This window comes from Citrobacter sp. 21OH12SH02A-Citro, from assembly GCF_027919895.1.
In the GTDB taxonomy this organism is placed as follows: Bacteria; Pseudomonadota; Gammaproteobacteria; order Enterobacterales; family Enterobacteriaceae; genus Citrobacter; species Citrobacter braakii.
Genome location: NZ_CP114801.1, coordinates 3,269,874 through 3,287,738, shown reverse-complemented (window position 1 = coordinate 3,287,738; position 17,865 = coordinate 3,269,874). Strand labels below are relative to the sequence as shown.

Below are 17,865 nucleotides of genomic sequence, written 5' to 3'. Positions count from 1 at the left end.
AAATAAGAGTATCACCTGCCCCGTAGGTCTGGAGGCTTATCAGGCCTACGGGTAAAAGATAACGATTACCTGAAGGATGGACAGAACACATGAACTTACATGAATATCAGGCAAAACAACTTTTTGCCCGCTATGGCTTACCGGCACCGGTGGGTTATGCCTGTACTACTCCGCGTGAAGCTGAAGAAGCTGCATCTAAAATCGGCGCAGGCCCGTGGGTAGTGAAATGTCAGGTTCACGCTGGTGGCCGTGGTAAAGCGGGCGGTGTGAAGGTTGTGAACAGCAAAGAAGACATTCGCGCTTTTGCTGAACACTGGCTGGGTAAACGTCTGGTCACTTACCAGACAGACGCCCATGGTCAACCGGTAAATCAGATTCTGGTTGAAGCAGCGACCGACATTGGTAAAGAACTTTACCTCGGCGCAGTTGTTGACCGTAGTTCCCGTCGCGTGGTCTTCATGGCCTCTACCGAAGGTGGCGTGGAAATTGAAAAAGTGGCTGAAGAAACGCCGCACCTGATCCACAAAGTAGCGCTCGATCCGCTGGCCGGTCCGATGCCTTACCAGGGTCGTGAACTGGCGTTCAAACTGGGTCTGGAAGGAAAACAGGTTCAGCAGTTCACCAAGATCTTCATGGGTCTGGCGACTATCTTCCTTGAGCGCGATCTGGCGCTGATCGAAATCAACCCGCTGGTGGTGACCAAGCAGGGTGATCTGATCTGCCTCGACGGCAAACTGGGCGCTGACGGCAACGCGCTGTTCCGCCAGGCTGACCTGCGTGAAATGCGCGATCAGTCACAGGAAGATCCGCGTGAAGCACAGGCCGCACAGTGGGAACTGAACTACGTCGCTCTGGACGGCAACATCGGTTGTATGGTTAACGGCGCGGGCCTGGCAATGGGCACCATGGACATCGTTAAACTGCACGGCGGCGAACCGGCTAACTTCCTTGACGTTGGCGGCGGTGCGACCAAAGAGCGTGTAACCGAAGCGTTCAAAATTATCCTCTCTGACGACAATGTTAAAGCCGTACTGGTTAACATCTTCGGCGGTATCGTACGCTGCGACCTGATCGCGGACGGTATCATCGGCGCGGTAGCAGAAGTGGGCGTTAACGTTCCGGTCGTGGTACGTCTTGAAGGTAACAACGCTGAACTCGGCGCGAAAAAATTGGCTGATAGCGGCCTGAATATTATTGCAGCGAAAAGTCTGACGGATGCAGCTCAGCAGGTTGTTGCCGCAGTGGAGGGGAAATAATGTCAGTTTTAATTAATAAAGATACCAAGGTTATCTGCCAGGGCTTCACCGGTAGCCAGGGGACATTCCACTCTGAACAAGCGATTGCTTACGGTACGCAAATGGTCGGCGGTGTTACGCCGGGCAAAGGCGGCACCACGCATCTGGGTCTGCCGGTGTTCAACACCGTACGTGAAGCGGTAGAAGCGACCGGCGCAACCGCCACCGTTATCTACGTTCCGGCTCCGTTCTGCAAAGACTCCATCCTGGAAGCTATCGATGCAGGCATCAAGCTTATCATCACCATCACCGAAGGTATCCCAACGCTGGATATGCTGACTGTGAAAGTGAAGCTGGATGAAGCGGGCGTACGCATGATCGGCCCGAACTGCCCAGGTGTTATCACCCCTGGCGAATGTAAAATCGGCATCATGCCGGGCCATATTCACAAGCCTGGTAAAGTCGGTATCGTTTCTCGTTCCGGTACGCTGACCTATGAAGCGGTTAAGCAGACCACCGACTATGGTTTTGGTCAGTCTACCTGTGTGGGTATCGGCGGCGACCCGATCCCTGGCTCTAACTTCATCGATATCCTGAAGCTGTTCCAGGAAGATCCGCAGACCGAAGCGATCGTCATGATCGGTGAGATCGGCGGTAGCGCGGAAGAAGAAGCGGCGGCGTACATTAAAGATCATGTGACCAAGCCGGTTGTGGGTTACATCGCGGGTGTGACTGCGCCGAAAGGTAAACGTATGGGTCATGCTGGTGCGATCATCGCAGGTGGTAAAGGTACGGCGGATGAGAAATTCGCTGCGCTGGAAGCCGCTGGCGTGAAAACCGTTCGTAGCCTGGCCGATATCGGCGAAGCGCTGAAAACAGTGATTAAGTAAGAAAAAAAACAGCCCTGACTCTCTGCATAGTCAAGGGCTGGTCCCGTTTCGACATGGTTGGCCATCTGATGATGGCCTTTTTTAATGGCGTCGTTTTGCCACCAGCGTAAATTTATAATCGTCGCTTTTGAAGGTGTTGCGGCTGTATTCAAAAACGCGTCCATCGAGCAGAAACCCGCGAGAGATTTTCTCCAGCACCGGTTTCCCCTGCGGCATGCCCAGCATTTCTACAGTATCCTCATCCGGAATAACCGGGATCAGTTCCTGCTCGCTGCGATCGATAACCATCTTTTTGATCTGTTCTATGTAGTGATATTTAGAATTTTCCATCACCTCCCAGGTGAGATCGGGAAAGAGGGCGAGCGGCATCCATGTCTCTTCGAGGGTAACGGCTTTCTGCTTAATAAAACGAACCCGTTTTACATGCCAGACTTTATCTTCAGCCGCCAGCTGTAGCCACTCGGCCAGCATCTCTCCTGCTGGAATGACCTCAAAGACCTTCACTTCGCTGTGCGTTTCAACCTGACGGTCGGCAAGCTTCTCATAAAAACTGGTGAGCTGATAAATGTCGTAATTGACGCGCTCCTCTTTCACATACCAACCGCTGCCCTGAATGCTCTCGATAATATTCTGTTCCGTTAGCAGCTTGAGTGCTTGCCTGATGGTCACGCGGCTGACCTCGAAACGGCTCTGTAGCGTAGATTCTGTGGGAAGTGCATCACCTGGTTTTAATTCACCTTTTGCAACTTGTTCGCGCAGAACGTCGGCTATCTGGCGGTACATCGGTTTTTTGCTCATCTCTTTTCGCTTTTGTCGGCAATAAAGTCAGATATTCAAGACAAATTATGCGTACATTTTATCAATAGTAAATAATACAAATTAAATACAAATATTGTCTTGTTAGTGAAATTGATCACGTAAAGGTATTGTTTTGTCTGCGACAATCGCGGCACATAATAATGACAATCCTCTGAGGACCATGATGAATTTGACAATACTGTCCCACCCTCGCGCAGTCTGTGTGCAGGCGAGATTTACCGATCGTGACGATGCCATTCGCCAACTTACGCAGCGGCTGACCGAATTAGGCAAAATCACCGATGCCGACGCTTATCTGGCGGAAGTTTTTCACCGCGAATCGCTGGGACCTACGGCGCTTGGCGAAGGATTGGCGGTACCGCACGGTAAATCGTCGGCCGTGAAAGAGGCGGCTTTCGCGGTGGCGACGCTGAGTGAACCGATGGACTGGGAAGGTATTGATGGCCCGGAGTCTGTTGAACTTATTTTTTTACTGGCGATCCCGCCAGATGAAGCCGGTTCAACTCATATCCAAATCCTGACCGAACTGACCACCAGCCTTGCGGATGAGGATCTGCGTGCTCGCGTCATGGCGGCGACCAGCGCCGAAGCGGTGCTGGCGGCGTTAGTGGTCGAAACACCGCCGCAGGCCGCAGTGGCGACGGCGGATGCGCCAACGATTGTTTGCGTTACCGCATGTCCGGCGGGGATTGCGCATACCTATATGGCGGCTGAGTATCTGGAGAAAGCCGGCCGACAAATGGGCGTTAACGTGGTGGTGGAAAAACAGGGTGCCAATGGCATTGAAGACCGCTTAACGGCTCAACAACTGAATGATGCGCGCGCCTGCATTTTCGCCGCAGAGGTCGCTATTAAAGAAAGTGAACGTTTCAACGGTATCCCGGCGATCTCCGTTCCGGTTGCCGAACCGTTGCGCCACGCAAAAGCGCTGATTGAACAGGCGTTAGCGCTGGAGCCTCTGCAAAGCCAGCGTGTTTCTCAGCCACAGACAGAGGTGAAAAAGGGGCTGAAAACCGACCTGAAACAAGCACTGCTGAGCGGAATTTCGTTTGCCGTGCCGTTAATCGTCGCCGGAGGGACGGTACTGGCGGTGGCGGTATTGATTGCACAGATTTTCGGCCTACAGGATGTGTACAGCTTAGAGAAATCCTGGCTGTGGATGTATCGCCAACTCGGCGGCGGGATGCTGGGCACGCTGATGGTTCCGGTACTGTCGGCCTATACCGCTTATTCGCTGGCGGATAAACCAGCGCTGGCTCCAGGCTTTGCGGCGGGTCTGGCGGCGAACTTAATCGGCTCGGGTTTTCTTGGCGGTGTTGCCGGTGGCCTGATTGCCGGTTATCTCATGCGTTGGGTGAAACAGCATCTGCGTTTAAGCAGCAAATTCAATGGCTTTTTAACGTTCTACCTCTATCCGGTGATTGGCACGTTGGGCGCGGGTAGCCTGATGTTGTTTGTGATTGGCGAGCCTGTCGCCTGGATCAATACCTCGCTGACGGCCTGGCTAAATGGGTTATCAGGCACCAACGCGCTACTGCTCGGTATGATCCTGGGCTTTATGTGTTCGTTTGATCTTGGCGGTCCGGTCAATAAAGCGGCATATGCATTTTGTCTGGGCGCGATGGCCAACGGCGTATTCGGTCCCTACGCCATTTTCGCTTCGGTAAAAATGGTTTCTGCTTTTACCGTCACCGCCTCAACCATGCTGGCGCCACGCCTGTTCAAACAGTTTGAGATTGAGACCGGTAAATCCACCTGGCTGCTCGGCCTTGCCGGGATTACCGAAGGCGCGATTCCGCTGGCGATTGAGGACCCGATTCGGGTGATTGGCTCTTTAGTGATGGGGTCGATGGCGACCGGAGCCATCGTTGGGGCCATGGGGATTGGGCTTTCGACCCCAGGTGCCGGGATTTTCTCGCTCTTTTTACTTATCCCCACAGACCTAAGCGCGGTGATGGCCGCCGCGGGCTGGTTTGGCGCCGCGCTGATTGGGACGATTATCTCCACGGCGATTTTACTGCTCTGGCGGCGTCAAGCGGTTAAACAGGGGAAATACGTCACCGATAGCGTGATGCCGTAAGCACTTACTCAACAGGAAATGACGATGAAAGCAGTATCTCGCGTTCACATTACGCCGCATATGCACTGGGACCGTGAGTGGTACTTCACCACCGAAGAGTCGCGTATTTTGCTGGTTAACAATATGGAAGAGATCCTGACTCGCCTTGAGCAGGATGCAGAGTACAAATATTACGTGCTGGATGGTCAAACGGCGGTGCTGGAAGACTATTTTGCGGTGAAACCTGAAAACCGGCAGCGGGTTAAAGCGCTGGTGCAGGCCGGGAAGCTTATTATCGGCCCCTGGTACACGCAAACGGATACGACCCTCGTTTCCGGTGAGTCAATTGTCCGCAATCTGATGTACGGCATCCGCGATTGTATGGCCTTTGGAGAACCGATGAAGATAGGTTATCTACCTGATTCATTTGGGATGTCCGGGCAGATGCCGCATATTTATAATGGTTTTGGTATCAACCGGGCTCTGTTCTGGCGTGGGTGCTCTGAACGTCATGGCACCGATAAAACCGAATTTTTATGGCAAAGCGCTGACGGTAGCCAGGTGACGACACAGGTGTTGCCGCTGGGCTATGCGATTGGTAAGTACTTACCCGAGGATGAGGCCGGGCTGCGTAAGCGACTTGACGGCTACTTCGAGGTGCAGGAGAACGCCTCGGTGACTAAAGAAATCCTATTACCCAACGGGCATGACCAGATGCCATTACAGCAAAACATCTTTGCGGTGATGGATAAACTGCGTGAAATCTACCCGCAGCGAAAATTTGTCATGAGCCGCTTCGAGGAGGTTTTTGCTCATATCGAAGCGCATCGGGAGACGTTGGCTACCCTGCACGGCGAGTTTATCGACGGTAAATATATGCGCGTGCATCGTACGATTGGCTCCACACGAATGGATATCAAAATTACCCATGCGCGTATTGAGAATAAAATCGTTAACCTGCTGGAACCGCTCGCCACGCTGGCCTGGAGTTTAGGTTTTGACTATCACCACGGTCTGCTGGAGAAAATGTGGAAAGAGATTTTAAAGAATCATGCCCACGACAGCATCGGCTGTTGCTGTAGCGATAAAGTGCATCGTGAAATCGTTTCACGCTTCGTGCTGGCCGAAGATATGGCCGACAATTTGATTCGTTTTTACCTGCGTAAAATCACTGACAACATGGCGCACAGTGAAGAAGACAAGCTGGTGATGTTCAACCTGATGCCCTGGCCGCGTGAGGCGGTGATCAATACGACCGTACGTCTTCGCGCCAGCCAGTTCCGCCTGCTTGATAGCAGAGGAAATGAAATCCCTTATTTTATTCGTGGCGTGCGCGAGCTTGATCCTGGTCTTATCGACCGGCAAATCGTCCATTACGGCAACTACGAGCCGTTTATGGAGTTTGATATTCAGCTCAACCAGATTCTACCTTCGATGGGGTACTGCACGCTGTATATCGAACCGCATGTTGCTGGCCGTCAGGCGATACCCGCTCCGGCGACCCAGGCACTGTTGGAGAACGCGTTCTGGCTGATCGATCTCAATGACGATGGAACGCTACAGCTACGCGATAAGGACTCAGGGATTGTTTATCAACGCGTACTGGAGATTGAAGAAAGCGCCGACGACGGGGATGAGTACGATTACTCCCCCTCGCGCGAGGATTGGCGCCTCACGTCTGCGGGCGTTGCGTTTGAGCATGAAATTATCCGCGAGGGATGGCAAGACCGGGCAATCATTCGCTATCGGATGGCGGTTCCGGCGGATCTGGAGGCGCGCGCGTCACGTCAGCGCAATGGTGAAGTTAGCATCGAAATAGGTGTTACGCTAAGCCATAACAGCCGGCGGATTGAGGTTGATATTCGCATTGACAATCAGGCTGACGATCACCGAGTTCGGGTGCTTATCCCCACGCCATTTCACACTAATGACGTGTTGGCTGATACCCAGTTTGGTTCGCTGCTACGGCCTGTTCACGATGAAGCGATGGCCAACTGGCAGGCTGAGGGATGGAAAGAAGCGCCGGTGCCGGTCTGGAATCTGCTCAACTACGCCGCGCTGCAGGAGGGGCGTCATGGACTCGCGGTGTTTAGCGAAGGATTGCGCGAATTTGAGGTAGTGGGCGAGGAGAGAAAAACGTTTGCTCTGACGCTGCTCCGTGGCGTCGGCTTACTCGGCAAAGAGGATCTCTTATTGCGTCCCGGCAGGCCGTCAGGCATAAAAATGGCGGTACCGGATTCCCAGATGCGGGGCGTGCTGCACGGGCGCTTTTGCCTGTTTAGTTATAGCGGGACGCCGCTTAACGTTGGTCTGGCTCAGCAGGCGCGTGCCTGGCTGACGCCCGTCCAGTGTTATAACAAAATCCCGTGGGATGCGATGAAGCTCAACAAAGCAGCGTTTACTGTTCCCGATAGCTACAGCCTGTTGAGTATGTCACCGGTTGGCTGTCAGCTTAGCGCGCTAAAAAAAGCAGAGGACAGAGATGAAATCATCCTGCGTTTATTTAATCCCTCTGACAGCGTCAGCTGCGATGCCGCCGTGTCGTTTAGCCAAAGCGTAATGCGTTGCCGCGAAACCGGTATGGATGAAATACCCGCTGGCGAGCAGAGCGATGCGAAGGGAATTAACGGCGTGTTTCGGCCAGGGCAGTCGCGGACGTTTAGTCTGAAACTGGCCTGAAAGAAGTGATGAGTCAGCGCCAGCAATCTTATGCTGGCGCTGACCGGCCGCTATCAGGATGATGCCAGTGTTTTCAACCAGCGAATTCCGCTTTCCGGCGAGGTCATTACCGGCACCGGCGGGGAAGGGAGCTGCTGTAAAACGCGCGCCATCGAGGCTTGCGCCAGCATCACAACATCCGCCTGGGTAAAGGCGCTCTGTAACCCTTCACTGACGATACGGTCATGAGTATCCATGTCTCCCGCCAGCAGCGCGTGGAATGCCTCCTCCATTAATATAGGCGTGATGGTTCGCGATTTACCGCTCTGCTGCACTTTGCGCTGTACGTAATCCAGCGTTGGCTTCAGCGTGGTTGCCACGGTCGCCAGTACGGCGATCCGCTCACCTTTTTCAATCGCCTCTTCCACCATTGCGCAGTCAATGCGCGCGAGCTGCAGTGGGGTCATAAACTGGCATTGCTCCACCGCAGTACCAATTGAGGAGCAGGCGGTAATAAAGATATCGCAGTCCGCCTTTTCGGCAATATGTACATAGTCGGCGATGCGGACGGCAATATTGGGCGTCACGCCCTGGGCCTTCATTACCTGCTTGATCATGGATTCTTCCACCAGGTGCATGACTTCAACATCCGGCATGATGTCGGCAATCAGCTGTTGCATCATCGTAAGCGTGGCGGCACTGGTATGCAGCATGGCGACCTTTTTCATTGGGCAATCTCCTTAAGTAACGTTTCCGCGACGGCCAGCGCCGCATCATGATCTTCCTGCGCGGATAAACCGCCTACCGCGACGGCCCCAAGGCATTTTCCTTGGTGCAGAATCGGGATCCCGCCCGGCAGCGCCGTAAACAGCGGGTCGGCAAAATAACCAATATCCAGTTGCTCTTTCTGCAGTCGCTGTAAAAATGCCTGCGTGGTACAGCCCAGGCGGCTACTGGTGCGTGCTTTGCGCTGGGTTAACTCGATGGTTAACAGTTTGGCGTTATCCATCCGCACAAAGCTGAGTAGTTCGCCATTGGCGTCGCATACGGCCACGCTTAACGGGCGTTTTGCGTAACATGTTTCGGCGAGGTCGAGCGCAGAGGCCACGGCGCGCAGGGCATGCCCCAGAGTGAGAGTTGTCATCGTGATTATCCTTTTGACAGATTTTCGCAAGCGGGTTGAACGGGATCTTTGGCTGCGGCGGCCTGCGCCTGTCTGGCGTCTTTCTTGCGCCAGTAGTTCGCGAGCAGCGAGCCGCTGACGTTGCCAAGCGGAGTCATCACCGCCGAGGCCAGGCCAACCGTTGCCAGTTTGCCCATCGCTGCGGCAAGCCCGGACGCCATGCCGCCGTTTTGCAGGCCGACTTCAAAGGCTACGGTGCGGGCAGACTGTACGTCCATGCGGAAGATCCAGCGGCTCATCAGATAGCCAATCAGGAAGCCGCCGAGGTTATGCATCAACATGGCGAAGCAGAGCAGGAAGCCGACCTGCACCAGGTTCTCGCGCCCGGCTGCGGCTGCGGTGGTCGTAAAGAAAATGATCCCCATCATTGAGATGGTCGGCATGATTTTCTTCACGCCCGCCACGCGGCCATACAGCCAGTTGTAGAACAATGCCCAGACGAGACCGCCTGCCACGAAGTTGAGCACCACCGCGTACATTTGCGCGTCGGCGCTGGCGTGACCAAACAGCGCGTCCCAGCCGCCAGCAATCATATACAGCAGCCAAAGAGCGCCGATCCCGGCCAGCATCTGGACGACACGGCGGCCTCGCACGCCCGCATAGGTTTTCAGATAGTCATGCAGAATTGCCGCGCCGATGGGGATTAATACGATTTTCACCACATCCATTACCATCGCGGTGAGCTGGATATCGATCATCGACCCCGCCAGCAGATTAACCCACAGCGGCGTCATCACCGTCGCCGCCAGCGTTGAGACTGCGGCGATCGAGACCGCCAGCGCCAGGTTGGCGTTCGCGATATAGACCATGACGGTAGAGGAGAGTCCGCTTGGGCAGGCGCCAATCAGCAGAATCCCGACCGCCACCTCAGGCGGAAAGTTAAAGATAAGCGTAATGCTCAGGCCGAGCAGAGGCATGATGACGAAGTGGCAGAAGGTGCCAATAAACACCGCCCACGGCATTTTGGCGACGTCAATAAAATCCTGGATCGTTAGCTTAGTGCCCATGCTAAACATGGTGGCCTGAATGACGAGGAACACGATCCATTTATGGGTGATATTGAAACCGCCCCAGACGATTAGATCCGTAGACCAGGTCATGGCGGCGACAAACCCTGCGATGATCCATAGCGTAAACTGATAGCTGCGTAGACCCGGCCAGTAGCCTGCACCGGCGGCGAATCCGGCGGTGAACATCACCAGCCCTGGCTGCCAGAGCGCCGCGGACTGGATTAACGCGCCGATAATCGCCAGCGCCGCGCCCGCAACGCTGACGCCGAGTCCGGTTTTGTGAATAACAGTGGTCATAGTCATGTTGAAATGTCCTTGCTGTTGTTATTGCTGCCGGGATGGAATAGATAACATGTGCCGCGCAATTTCTGGCGTGGCGACTTTTTTATCCATGCTGCGAATGAGCGTGGCGAGTTTGGCAACCTGCTGGTAATTATGCTGTGCTTTTTCTTCAGCGCTTAAATAATAGCTATCCTCAAAGCCGATTCGTACTTCACTGGCCCCCATGCCGACGGCGGCGGCAATAATATCGAAGTTCTTTCTGCCAAAATGAGTAATACCCCATAAGGCATCGCGCGGGATCATGCTACGCAGAGCAATTAAAGCGTCAATGGTTGCTGGCGTACTGCCGCGATGACCGAGGACGATATTAAAGAGCATGGGTTTTTGGAATTTTATTTTATCTTCAAGGTTCAGGATGTTATTAATCATGCCAATTTCAAAAACTTCAAACTCGGGAATGATATTGCGCTCGACTATTTGCCGGGAGCAATATTCCACGTCCGGACCGGGATTAAAGTACACCGCATCTCCGAGGTTGACGGAACCGACGTTCAGCGAAGCCATCTCTACGCCGGGGCAGGAGAGTGGCGCGCAGCGTTCGGCGATGGACATTGAAGAGACGCCGCCGGTAGATGCCTGAATAATCAGGTCTGAATGGCGCATGACGTTATCAATGGTCGCCTGAAAATCGGTGGTATCCGGCGTCAGGCGACCCTGTTTATCGCGAACGTGTAAATGCACGATGGACGCACCATGCTCTACGCTGGCGAGTATTTCCTGCGCCAGTTCTGCGGGTATAACTCTGGGGCAATCCGCGGCAACGGGTGCCAGCGAAATAATAACAGTATCCGACATATTTTCCTCCGGTACAGAGATATTTAAATTATAGGTAAGGCGTTATCCAGTTTAATGAGTCGGGCCCTGATGTTGATGGTTGATATTCACAGCCAATCCAGCCCTGGTAATTCATTTTTCTAATAAAATCGAATAGCCATGTTTCATTTAATTCACCTGTTCCCGGTTCATGGCGATAGGGGACAGAAGCAATTTGAAAATGTTTAATTAAGGTGAAGTAGCGTTCAATATTTTTTGCCACATTGCCATGAATTTTCTGACAGTGGTAAATATCAAACTGTAAACCGATATTTTTCTTGCCAACCTCTTGAATAATAGATTCGGCCAACGGAAAGCTGTCAATAAAATAACCGGGCATATCCTGCGAATTTAACGGTTCAATCAGCACATCGATTTCCGCTTCAGCCATCATATCGCAGGCGATACGCAGCCGGTTGGTCAGGAGAGTGCGCTGAGCGTGAAGCGTCAGATCGTCGCAGCGCGAACCGGCCATAACGTGAACCCGACGACAGCCCAGCGCCGTGGCGTAATCACGCGCCACGTTGAGGCTATGGTGAAATTCCGGGTCTCGACCGGGCTGCGCGGCCAGTCCCCGCTCACCTTGTGCCCAGTTACCCGCCGGTGCGTTCATCAGCACCACCGGCAGGGATGTTTCCCGCTGTGCAGCGTGCAAATGCGCCAGCGGGTGCTGCCAGAGAAATAGCCCTTCAACGCCGCGAAAACCAGCCGCCTGCGCCGCCGCAAATCGTGCCGCTATTGGTAAATCTGTAAACAACCAGTCGAGGTTAGCCGCTAACTTCAGCATGGCGCGCACCCTCCCGGTTATCAACCAGATGCAGCTTAACGCCCTGGCTGGCAATAGTTTGCTGGGCGTTTTCCGGTAACCGGTTATCAGAAATAATGTCGGTTAACTGTTCCAGCCCACAGATATGGAACATGCCGTATTTGCCAAACTTACTGCTGTCGCAGACCAGCACCCGACGCCGGGAAACGGTGAGTACCGCTTCTTTAACCGAGGCTTTCCCTTCGCTCGGCGTCGACATGCCGCGTTCGGTATCCCACGATGAGGAGCTCAGAAACGCCACGTCAATATTAATGGTGCGCAGAAAACTGGCGGCGCTTTTTCCAAGGCATGAGCGGTTACGCTGATCCACCAGACCACCGGTGTGATAGAGCGTGATGTGCGGCATATCCATCAGATAGTGGCTGATGGAAAAATCGTTGGTTACTACCGTCAGATTGAAACAGTGGCTGGCGGCGACCGCTTTCGCCACTTCAAACAACGACGTTCCGGCATCCAGATACAGCGTTTGTCCGGGCTCAATGAGCATGGCGGCGAGCTGGCCCATTTTACGTTTCACGTCATGATTCAACTCGGCTTTTTCCCGCCATGGCAGCTCGGATTTCAGCAGGTTATTCAGCTTCACTCCGCCGTTAATGGCGATAACTTTGCCTTCTTCTTCCAGCAACTGGATGTCGCGACGCACGGTCATATGCGACACGCTCATCAAATCTGCCAGTTCATTAAATGAGGCGGCATTTTTTTCGTGCACGTAGCGGTAGATAAAATCACGTCGTTGCTCGGGGATCATTATGTCACCTCACGCTTGCCGGGAATGTTCAAGTTCGGCCACCGCTTCTTCTGAGAGCGGAACATAGCCAAGCGGTTTTAACGTCAGCCAGATGCGGGCGCTGTCTTCCAGTTCTTCAGCGTTAAACACCGCCTCACGCAGCGAGCGACCGCTTACTACCGGCCCGTGATTGGCCAGCAGCGCGGCCGTATGGTCTGCCGCGATTTCACTCAGTGCGCTGGCAATGCCTTCATGGCCAGGCTTGAAATAGGGCAGCAGCGGTAACTGCCCGACGCGCATCACATAGTACGGCGTTAACGGCGGCAGGCAGTTTTTCGGCGTGGTGCACGGCAGGCAGGAGAGCGCGGTCAGCCATGGAGAATGCAGGTGCACGACCGCGCCGCAGGATGGCCGATGTCGATACCACGCCAGATGCATGGGCACCTCTTTTGAGGGTTTGTCGCCGCTAAGATGAACGCCGTTGGCATCCAGTCGACTTAGCGTGGCAGGATCAAGCTCGCCCAGACAAGAGTTGGTCGGGGTCACCAGATAGCCGCCATCTGGCATTTTGACGCTAAGATTGCCGGAACCGCCGCTGCTGTAACCGCGCATAAACAGGGAACGGCCATAGTGGACGAGTAGTTCGCGCAGTTGGTGTTCACTCACCGAATTCATAATGCGTACTCCTGGGCAGTAAAAAAGAAATCGTCGTCACCAAAGTTGCCTGACTTCAGCGCCAGCGCCAGACGGGAGGAAAATACCCACGGCACGCCTGGCGCAATGGCTTTGCCGACGGACAGACGCTTCACCTGCAAGGCTTCCACAACGGTGCCGGAGGTTTCTCCGCCCGCGACGATAAAGGTGTTTACACCCGCAGTTCGTAGCTTTGAACTCAGCCGGGCAAAAGCGTGTTCGATTGCCTGGCTGGCGACCTGTTCGCCGTGCTCCTGTTGAATACGTTTGAGTACGTCTGGCGGCTGGGTGGCGTATATCAGTGGCGCTAATGAGTCGCTGATATGCGTCATCGCCCAGGCGCTCAGTTCATCGGTGTAGCGTTCGGCATCAGACAGGCAGCGGGACACATCAAGCAAACGAGACGCTGCTGCGGCCTTATAGCGATTAACCTGACGATTGCTCATTGCCGAACAGCTACCGGAGAACACCACCGTTTTGGCAGGCAGTGGAAAAGAGTCCGGCGGCATGGATTGCTGGCCTCCGCTGCAGGCGGCCAGCGCGCCGCCGAGCCCGGAGCCACCGGCTAACAGAGGGCTGGCATGGAGAGCTTGCGCCAGCGTGTTGAGATCTGCTTCATCCAGCGTATCGACGATAACGTGACGCGTACCTTCAGCCTGAAGTTGGGCCAGGGCGTAAGTGACCGCTTCCACACCTTGACGCAGGGTCGTGAGGTTGATGCAACCAACCGCGCCTGGCGTTTGCGCGCTCAGCAGGCGCGGCAGGCTGGCATCGTTCATTGGATTGAGCGGATGCTTTTCCATCCCGGATTCGTTAAGCAGTATGCCGTGTACAAAAAGATGACCATGCACCACCGTGCGTCCGTTTTGCGGCAGAGCGGGGCAGTGGACGATCAGCGGAACCTGCAGGTCGTTCATCAATGCATCGCTGACCGGGCCAATATTGCCTGTTGGCGTGGAGTCAAACGTCGAACAATATTTAAAATAAATCTGGCGGACACCTGCATTTTGTTTCAGCCAGCGGGCACAGGACAGGGATTGGGTGACGGCCTGTTCTGCGGGTAATGAGCGGCTTTTCAGCGAGATGACGATAGCGTCAACCTCTTCATTCCAGCATTGCGCGGTATCGGGCATACCGGGCAGAAGCGCGACGCGCCACCCCTGCTGCGCCATAAAGCTTGCAATGTCCGTTGCGCCGGTAAAATCGTCGGCGATAACGCCTGTGGTGACGGCCATGGATCAACTCCGTTCAGATTGTTTGCTAATTGAACATATTATTCAGGAGGGCCTTTCACATTCACATGATGATTATCACAAATAAGCACATCATCGATTCAGATTAAAAACGGGTAATTTATTGAAAATAATGAGGTTAGGTGTTGAGTGTTGCGAAAATAGTCTCACAAGAGAGTGTGAAGATTCGTTAATCTTTGAGAAAGCGGAGTCGGTGGTGTGCTGCAGAGTATTATCGTGGTCGCTATAATTTTCTTGCCAATTGATCATAATCATCTGCACAAATGAGATTATTTTTTGCGGTGAGCATCATTCTTTCCTGAGGCTAATTTTTGCATATTAGCGGCCTTAATATTATTAATGCCGGAGGATAACGTGCCGCTGAAAATCCAGGATGACTATTTACAACGTTTTTTCTCTATCGCAGAACTCTTCTCCCGAGCCACTGGGTTAGCCACAGTCGTCGTTGATATTAACGGTATAGCGTTGTCTAAATGTCATAATTTTAATTCGTTTTGCACATTAATGCGTGCGGATGAGCGCTATCGAGCAGGTTGCCAAAAGTGCGACAAGTACTGTGCTTTTGAGGCATTAAAACAGCTTAAACCCAGAATACTCACCTGTCATGCAGGGCTAAGCCTGTTCTCGATGCCATTAATCCATGAGGGACACCTTTACGGTTTTATTATCTGCGGGCAGGTGCGGGTAAAATATCAGGAATATAAAACTATCGCTATTGATAACAAAAACTCATGGATTAATAACCCCGAAATTAAAGCTGAGTGGGGCCAGTCTGCGGTGGTGGATAATAATGTGCTGGTGGCGTCGGCAAATTTGTTAAGTTTTATTGTTGATAATTTTGAGAAAGAACAATTGATCTCTGAGAAGATTGAGGTTCCGGCAACCCGATACGCTCATCATTATTTCACTGAGCCTTCACGTCACGAGAAAAAACTTATGGCGGCGCTGCGTTATATTGACGAGAATTTGTATGGTGAATTGTCTTTGGAATCTGTCGCGGCTCATGTGTGCTTAAGCGCGAACTATTTCAGCCGGTTTTTCAAGAAACGCCAGGGTGTTAATTTTAAAACCTGGGTGAGTCAGAAAAAAATGCAAAAAGCAGGGGAGTTATTACACGATCCGCTTCATTCCATAGACAGTATTGCCAGGAAACTGCAATACGCGCAAACCAGTTACTTTTGCCGCGTTTTCCGGGCGGCGCATCAAACGTCGCCCCAGTCTTTTCGTCACGCCAGACTTTCGCAGTAAAGATTGTCTAGCAGCGTGATGGCTTCAGGTATAAAAGAGAGCCGATCGCTCAGGGTCACCACATCTCCGATTACAATCAGCGCCGGTGGAACAATATTAGCTTCCAGCGCCTTGCTCAATAATGAACCGAGCGTGCAGGTCAGGCGACGTTGATTTTCTCGGGTCGCGGACATAATTAGCGCGGCGGGCGTGTCTGCTGATTTACCGCCCATCAACAGCTCTTCACAGATAAACGCCAGATTGGCGATACCCATGACGATGACCAACGTGCCGTTAAGTTTCGCCAGTTGACGCCAGTCCTGCTGCTGATTGCCTTCCCGCGTGTGGCCAGTCACCACGTGAAAGCCGGAGGCAAAATCGCGATGCGTCACCGGGATACCGGCATAGGTCAGGCCGCCAATCGTAGAACTAATACCCGGTACAACTTCAAAAGGGATGCCCATTTCAACCAGATCCTCCACTTCTTCAGCCCCACGGCCAAATACATACGGATCGCCACCTTTGAGGCGCACAATGTTGTGGTGTGTTTGGGCATACTGGACCAGCAGTGCGTTGATTTCATCCTGGGGAACGCAATGGAAGCCTGGATTTTTGCCGACATTGATAAGCAGGCAGTCAGGTAATGCCCATTCCAAAATTTTAGGATTGACCAGCCGATCGTAAATAATGACGTCGGCCTGTTTAATGCACATCATTGCTTTGAGGGTCAGTAATGAAATATCACCAGGACCTGCTCCAACGAGCCAGACCTTTCCGAAAGTTTTCACAATGTGTCCTTTATCACGTCTGTCAAAAAATGGCACAAACGACATCAATAAATGATTAAAAGCAGTCGTTTGCCCGTAAGTTATAACGTGAAATTATCCAGGATTAGCGCATGGATAATATTGATTAATCTCGCAAAGTTTTTTCTGCAATAAACAAGAAGACTTGAAAAATTATTAAGAACTTATTGGCACTATTTACTTAGGTTTAACCTTATTTAAATTGTGTTTATTGTTGTGCTTGAGTATTATTGGTTAATATTTATCCGCCATCAGTGTGAGCAAATCATGGATTGGATCAATGACATCAATGGAGAAAATAAAATATAACTCTCGGTGCTTATCTGGGTGCCTTGAATTATTTTTTATAAATTAAACTATTTTTGTACGCTGCATATGGAAGAGGTTATGAGAGGAAAAATACCCAAGACGGAGTTGCTGGTAACTTTTGAAGTGGTTGCGCGTCACGAAAGTTATACCCGGGCAGCTGAAGAGTTGGCGTTAACACAAAGTGCTGTTTTCCGCCAGGTGAATGCACTGGAGGATTTTCTTAATACCGCGCTATTTAATCATGCCAAAAAACGTATTTTTTTAAATGCGGCCGGCAAACACTATTTAAGTATCGTTAAAGAAACGTTAAATAAACTCGAGCGTGATACGACCACAATAATGACCTGGCAACCGACCGTACAGGTTATTGAGCTGGCGGTAAATCCGACGTTCAGTACGCATTGGTTGATCCCCAACCTGCGCGAGTTTAACAAACTCAATCCTGATATTATCGTGAACATCCATTCGCTGGCGAATATCGGTGATTTTCTTAATCGTGAGTATGATGCGGCAATTATGCGCGAAGATTTCTACTCACCGTGGTCAGAGGTTGAGTATCTGTTTGAAGAGGAAATTCTGCCAGTTTGCAGCCGCTGTCTGCTGGCCGAACCGGAACGGAAACTGTCAGTCCACGAACTGCTGAACGAATACCCGCTGTTGCACCAGAGTACGCGAATCAAAGGCTGGCAGGAATGGTTTGCGCTGTCCAACGTCAGCAGCCCGCTGGTAAATAAAGGCCCGAGATTTGATCTGTTGTCGATGTTGATTGCGGCGGTCCGTTCTAATCTGGGGGTTGCGCTGCTTCCTCGTTTTGCCATTCAGCACGATCTGGACAATGGAGATATGGTCATTCCTTGCGATGTTCCGATGCGCACCGGGAACCGTTTCATTATGACGTGGCGTGAAGAGAAATCGGAGTCTGCGCATTTACAGACATTTCGTAACTGGTTGCTCAGTAAGTCCGTGGTGTCGGCTACCTGACGGTGGTTTGCGCTTTATCAGGCCTACAACGATT

16 protein-coding genes are annotated in these 17,865 nt (G+C 52.5%); 6 read left to right on the top strand and 10 right to left on the bottom strand.

Annotated elements, in window-relative coordinates:
* Positions 1 to 89: 89 nt before the first annotated feature.
* Positions 90 to 1,256 (top strand): ADP-forming succinate--CoA ligase subunit beta, encoded by a 1,167-nt coding sequence (sucC, locus tag O6D90_RS16035; protein WP_003022927.1) that lies wholly within the window; start codon positions 90 to 92, stop codon positions 1,254 to 1,256.
* Complete coding sequence (sucD, locus tag O6D90_RS16030; protein WP_003022929.1) at positions 1,256 to 2,125, top strand: succinate--CoA ligase subunit alpha; 870 nt, start codon at positions 1,256 to 1,258, stop codon at positions 2,123 to 2,125. Before sucC ends, sucD begins: the two co-directional genes overlap by 1 nt.
* Positions 2,126 to 2,206: 81 nt before the next feature.
* Here sucD and O6D90_RS16025 read toward each other — a convergent pair whose 3' ends face one another.
* Positions 2,207 to 2,923 carry a GntR family transcriptional regulator gene (locus O6D90_RS16025; protein WP_019076293.1) on the bottom strand — a complete coding sequence of 239 codons (717 nt, stop codon included), beginning with the start codon at positions 2,921 to 2,923 and terminating at the stop codon, positions 2,207 to 2,209.
* 184 nt (positions 2,924 to 3,107) lie between these two features.
* Here O6D90_RS16025 and mngA point away from each other — a divergent pair, with 184 nt between their 5' ends.
* Both mngA and mngB read left to right on the top strand, forming a co-directional pair.
* Positions 3,108 to 5,024 carry a PTS 2-O-a-mannosyl-D-glycerate transporter subunit IIABC gene (gene mngA, locus O6D90_RS16020; protein WP_016156002.1) on the top strand — a complete coding sequence of 639 codons (1,917 nt, stop codon included), beginning with the start codon at positions 3,108 to 3,110 and terminating at the stop codon, positions 5,022 to 5,024.
* A 24-nt stretch (positions 5,025 to 5,048) separates the two neighbouring features.
* Positions 5,049 to 7,682 carry a mannosylglycerate hydrolase gene (gene mngB / locus O6D90_RS16015; protein WP_016156003.1) on the top strand — a complete coding sequence of 878 codons (2,634 nt, stop codon included), beginning with the start codon at positions 5,049 to 5,051 and terminating at the stop codon, positions 7,680 to 7,682.
* A 53-nt stretch (positions 7,683 to 7,735) separates the two neighbouring features.
* On the opposite strand, the gene O6D90_RS16010 is transcribed toward mngB, so the two are convergent.
* Genes O6D90_RS16010 through otnK form a run of 8 tightly spaced genes read right to left on the bottom strand, consistent with a single transcriptional unit; the run spans position 7,736 to position 14,490 of the window.
* Complete coding sequence (locus O6D90_RS16010; RefSeq protein WP_016156004.1) at positions 7,736 to 8,389, bottom strand: aspartate/glutamate racemase family protein; 654 nt, start codon at positions 8,387 to 8,389, stop codon at positions 7,736 to 7,738.
* Positions 8,386 to 8,805, bottom strand: coding sequence for a GlcG/HbpS family heme-binding protein (locus O6D90_RS16005; protein ID WP_016156005.1), 420 nt, complete (start codon positions 8,803 to 8,805; stop codon positions 8,386 to 8,388). Before O6D90_RS16005 ends, O6D90_RS16010 begins: the two co-directional genes overlap by 4 nt.
* Before the next feature lie 5 nt (positions 8,806 to 8,810).
* The gene (locus O6D90_RS16000; RefSeq protein WP_016156006.1) at positions 8,811 to 10,157 is read right to left on the bottom strand and encodes a bile acid:sodium symporter family protein; all 1,347 of its coding nucleotides are present in this window, start codon (positions 10,155 to 10,157) and stop codon (positions 8,811 to 8,813) included.
* 21 nt (positions 10,158 to 10,178) lie between these two features.
* Positions 10,179 to 10,991, bottom strand: a complete 813-nt coding sequence (locus O6D90_RS15995) for a 3-keto-5-aminohexanoate cleavage protein (RefSeq protein WP_016152291.1) — start codon at positions 10,989 to 10,991, stop codon at positions 10,179 to 10,181.
* A 28-nt stretch (positions 10,992 to 11,019) separates the two neighbouring features.
* A complete protein-coding gene (locus O6D90_RS15990) occupies positions 11,020 to 11,796 on the bottom strand; it encodes a hydroxypyruvate isomerase family protein (protein WP_016156007.1) in 777 nt (258 codons plus the stop codon).
* Positions 11,777 to 12,583: a DeoR/GlpR family DNA-binding transcription regulator gene (locus O6D90_RS15985; protein WP_016156008.1), complete on the bottom strand. Its 807-nt coding sequence runs from the start codon at positions 12,581 to 12,583 to the stop codon at positions 11,777 to 11,779. Before O6D90_RS15985 ends, O6D90_RS15990 begins: the two co-directional genes overlap by 20 nt.
* 9 nt (positions 12,584 to 12,592) lie before the next feature.
* Entirely contained in the window at positions 12,593 to 13,237 is a 645-nt protein-coding gene (locus tag O6D90_RS15980; RefSeq protein ID WP_016152294.1) for an aldolase, read from the bottom strand.
* Entirely contained in the window at positions 13,234 to 14,490 is a 1,257-nt protein-coding gene (otnK, locus tag O6D90_RS15975) for a 3-oxo-tetronate kinase (protein WP_088583124.1), read from the bottom strand. The genes O6D90_RS15980 and otnK overlap by 4 nt, the downstream gene beginning before the upstream one ends.
* A gap of 372 nt (positions 14,491 to 14,862) precedes the next feature.
* On the opposite strand from otnK, the gene O6D90_RS15970 reads away from it, so the two are divergent.
* Complete coding sequence (locus tag O6D90_RS15970) at positions 14,863 to 15,756, top strand: PocR ligand-binding domain-containing protein (protein ID WP_047418261.1); 894 nt, start codon at positions 14,863 to 14,865, stop codon at positions 15,754 to 15,756.
* Here the strand turns inward: O6D90_RS15970 and cobA are convergent.
* Complete coding sequence (gene cobA / locus O6D90_RS15965; RefSeq protein WP_016156011.1) at positions 15,735 to 16,523, bottom strand: uroporphyrinogen-III C-methyltransferase; 789 nt, start codon at positions 16,521 to 16,523, stop codon at positions 15,735 to 15,737. The genes O6D90_RS15970 and cobA overlap by 22 nt on opposite strands.
* Positions 16,524 to 16,928: 405 nt before the next feature.
* Here cobA and O6D90_RS15960 point away from each other — a divergent pair, with 405 nt between their 5' ends.
* The gene (locus tag O6D90_RS15960) at positions 16,929 to 17,831 is read left to right on the top strand and encodes a LysR substrate-binding domain-containing protein (RefSeq protein WP_016152298.1); all 903 of its coding nucleotides are present in this window, start codon (positions 16,929 to 16,931) and stop codon (positions 17,829 to 17,831) included.
* Positions 17,832 to 17,865 lie beyond the last annotated feature (34 nt).

Coding starts and splice junctions, on each gene's coding strand:
- sucC (WP_003022927.1), top strand. CDS start 90: ATGAACTTACATGAATATCAGGCAAAACAACTTTTTGCCCGCTATGGC.
- sucD (WP_003022929.1), top strand. CDS start 1,256: ATGTCAGTTTTAATTAATAAAGATACCAAGGTTATCTGCCAGGGCTTC.
- O6D90_RS16025 (WP_019076293.1), bottom strand. CDS start 2,923: ATGAGCAAAAAACCGATGTACCGCCAGATAGCCGACGTTCTGCGCGAA.
- mngA (WP_016156002.1), top strand. CDS start 3,108: ATGAATTTGACAATACTGTCCCACCCTCGCGCAGTCTGTGTGCAGGCG.
- mngB (WP_016156003.1), top strand. CDS start 5,049: ATGAAAGCAGTATCTCGCGTTCACATTACGCCGCATATGCACTGGGAC.
- O6D90_RS16010 (WP_016156004.1), bottom strand. CDS start 8,389: ATGAAAAAGGTCGCCATGCTGCATACCAGTGCCGCCACGCTTACGATG.
- O6D90_RS16005 (WP_016156005.1), bottom strand. CDS start 8,805: ATGACAACTCTCACTCTGGGGCATGCCCTGCGCGCCGTGGCCTCTGCG.
- O6D90_RS16000 (WP_016156006.1), bottom strand. CDS start 10,157: ATGACTATGACCACTGTTATTCACAAAACCGGACTCGGCGTCAGCGTT.
- O6D90_RS15995 (WP_016152291.1), bottom strand. CDS start 10,991: ATGTCGGATACTGTTATTATTTCGCTGGCACCCGTTGCCGCGGATTGC.
- O6D90_RS15990 (WP_016156007.1), bottom strand. CDS start 11,796: ATGCTGAAGTTAGCGGCTAACCTCGACTGGTTGTTTACAGATTTACCA.
- O6D90_RS15985 (WP_016156008.1), bottom strand. CDS start 12,583: ATGATCCCCGAGCAACGACGTGATTTTATCTACCGCTACGTGCACGAA.
- O6D90_RS15980 (WP_016152294.1), bottom strand. CDS start 13,237: ATGAATTCGGTGAGTGAACACCAACTGCGCGAACTACTCGTCCACTAT.
- otnK (WP_088583124.1), bottom strand. CDS start 14,490: ATGGCCGTCACCACAGGCGTTATCGCCGACGATTTTACCGGCGCAACG.
- O6D90_RS15960 (WP_016152298.1), top strand. CDS start 16,929: ATGAGAGGAAAAATACCCAAGACGGAGTTGCTGGTAACTTTTGAAGTG.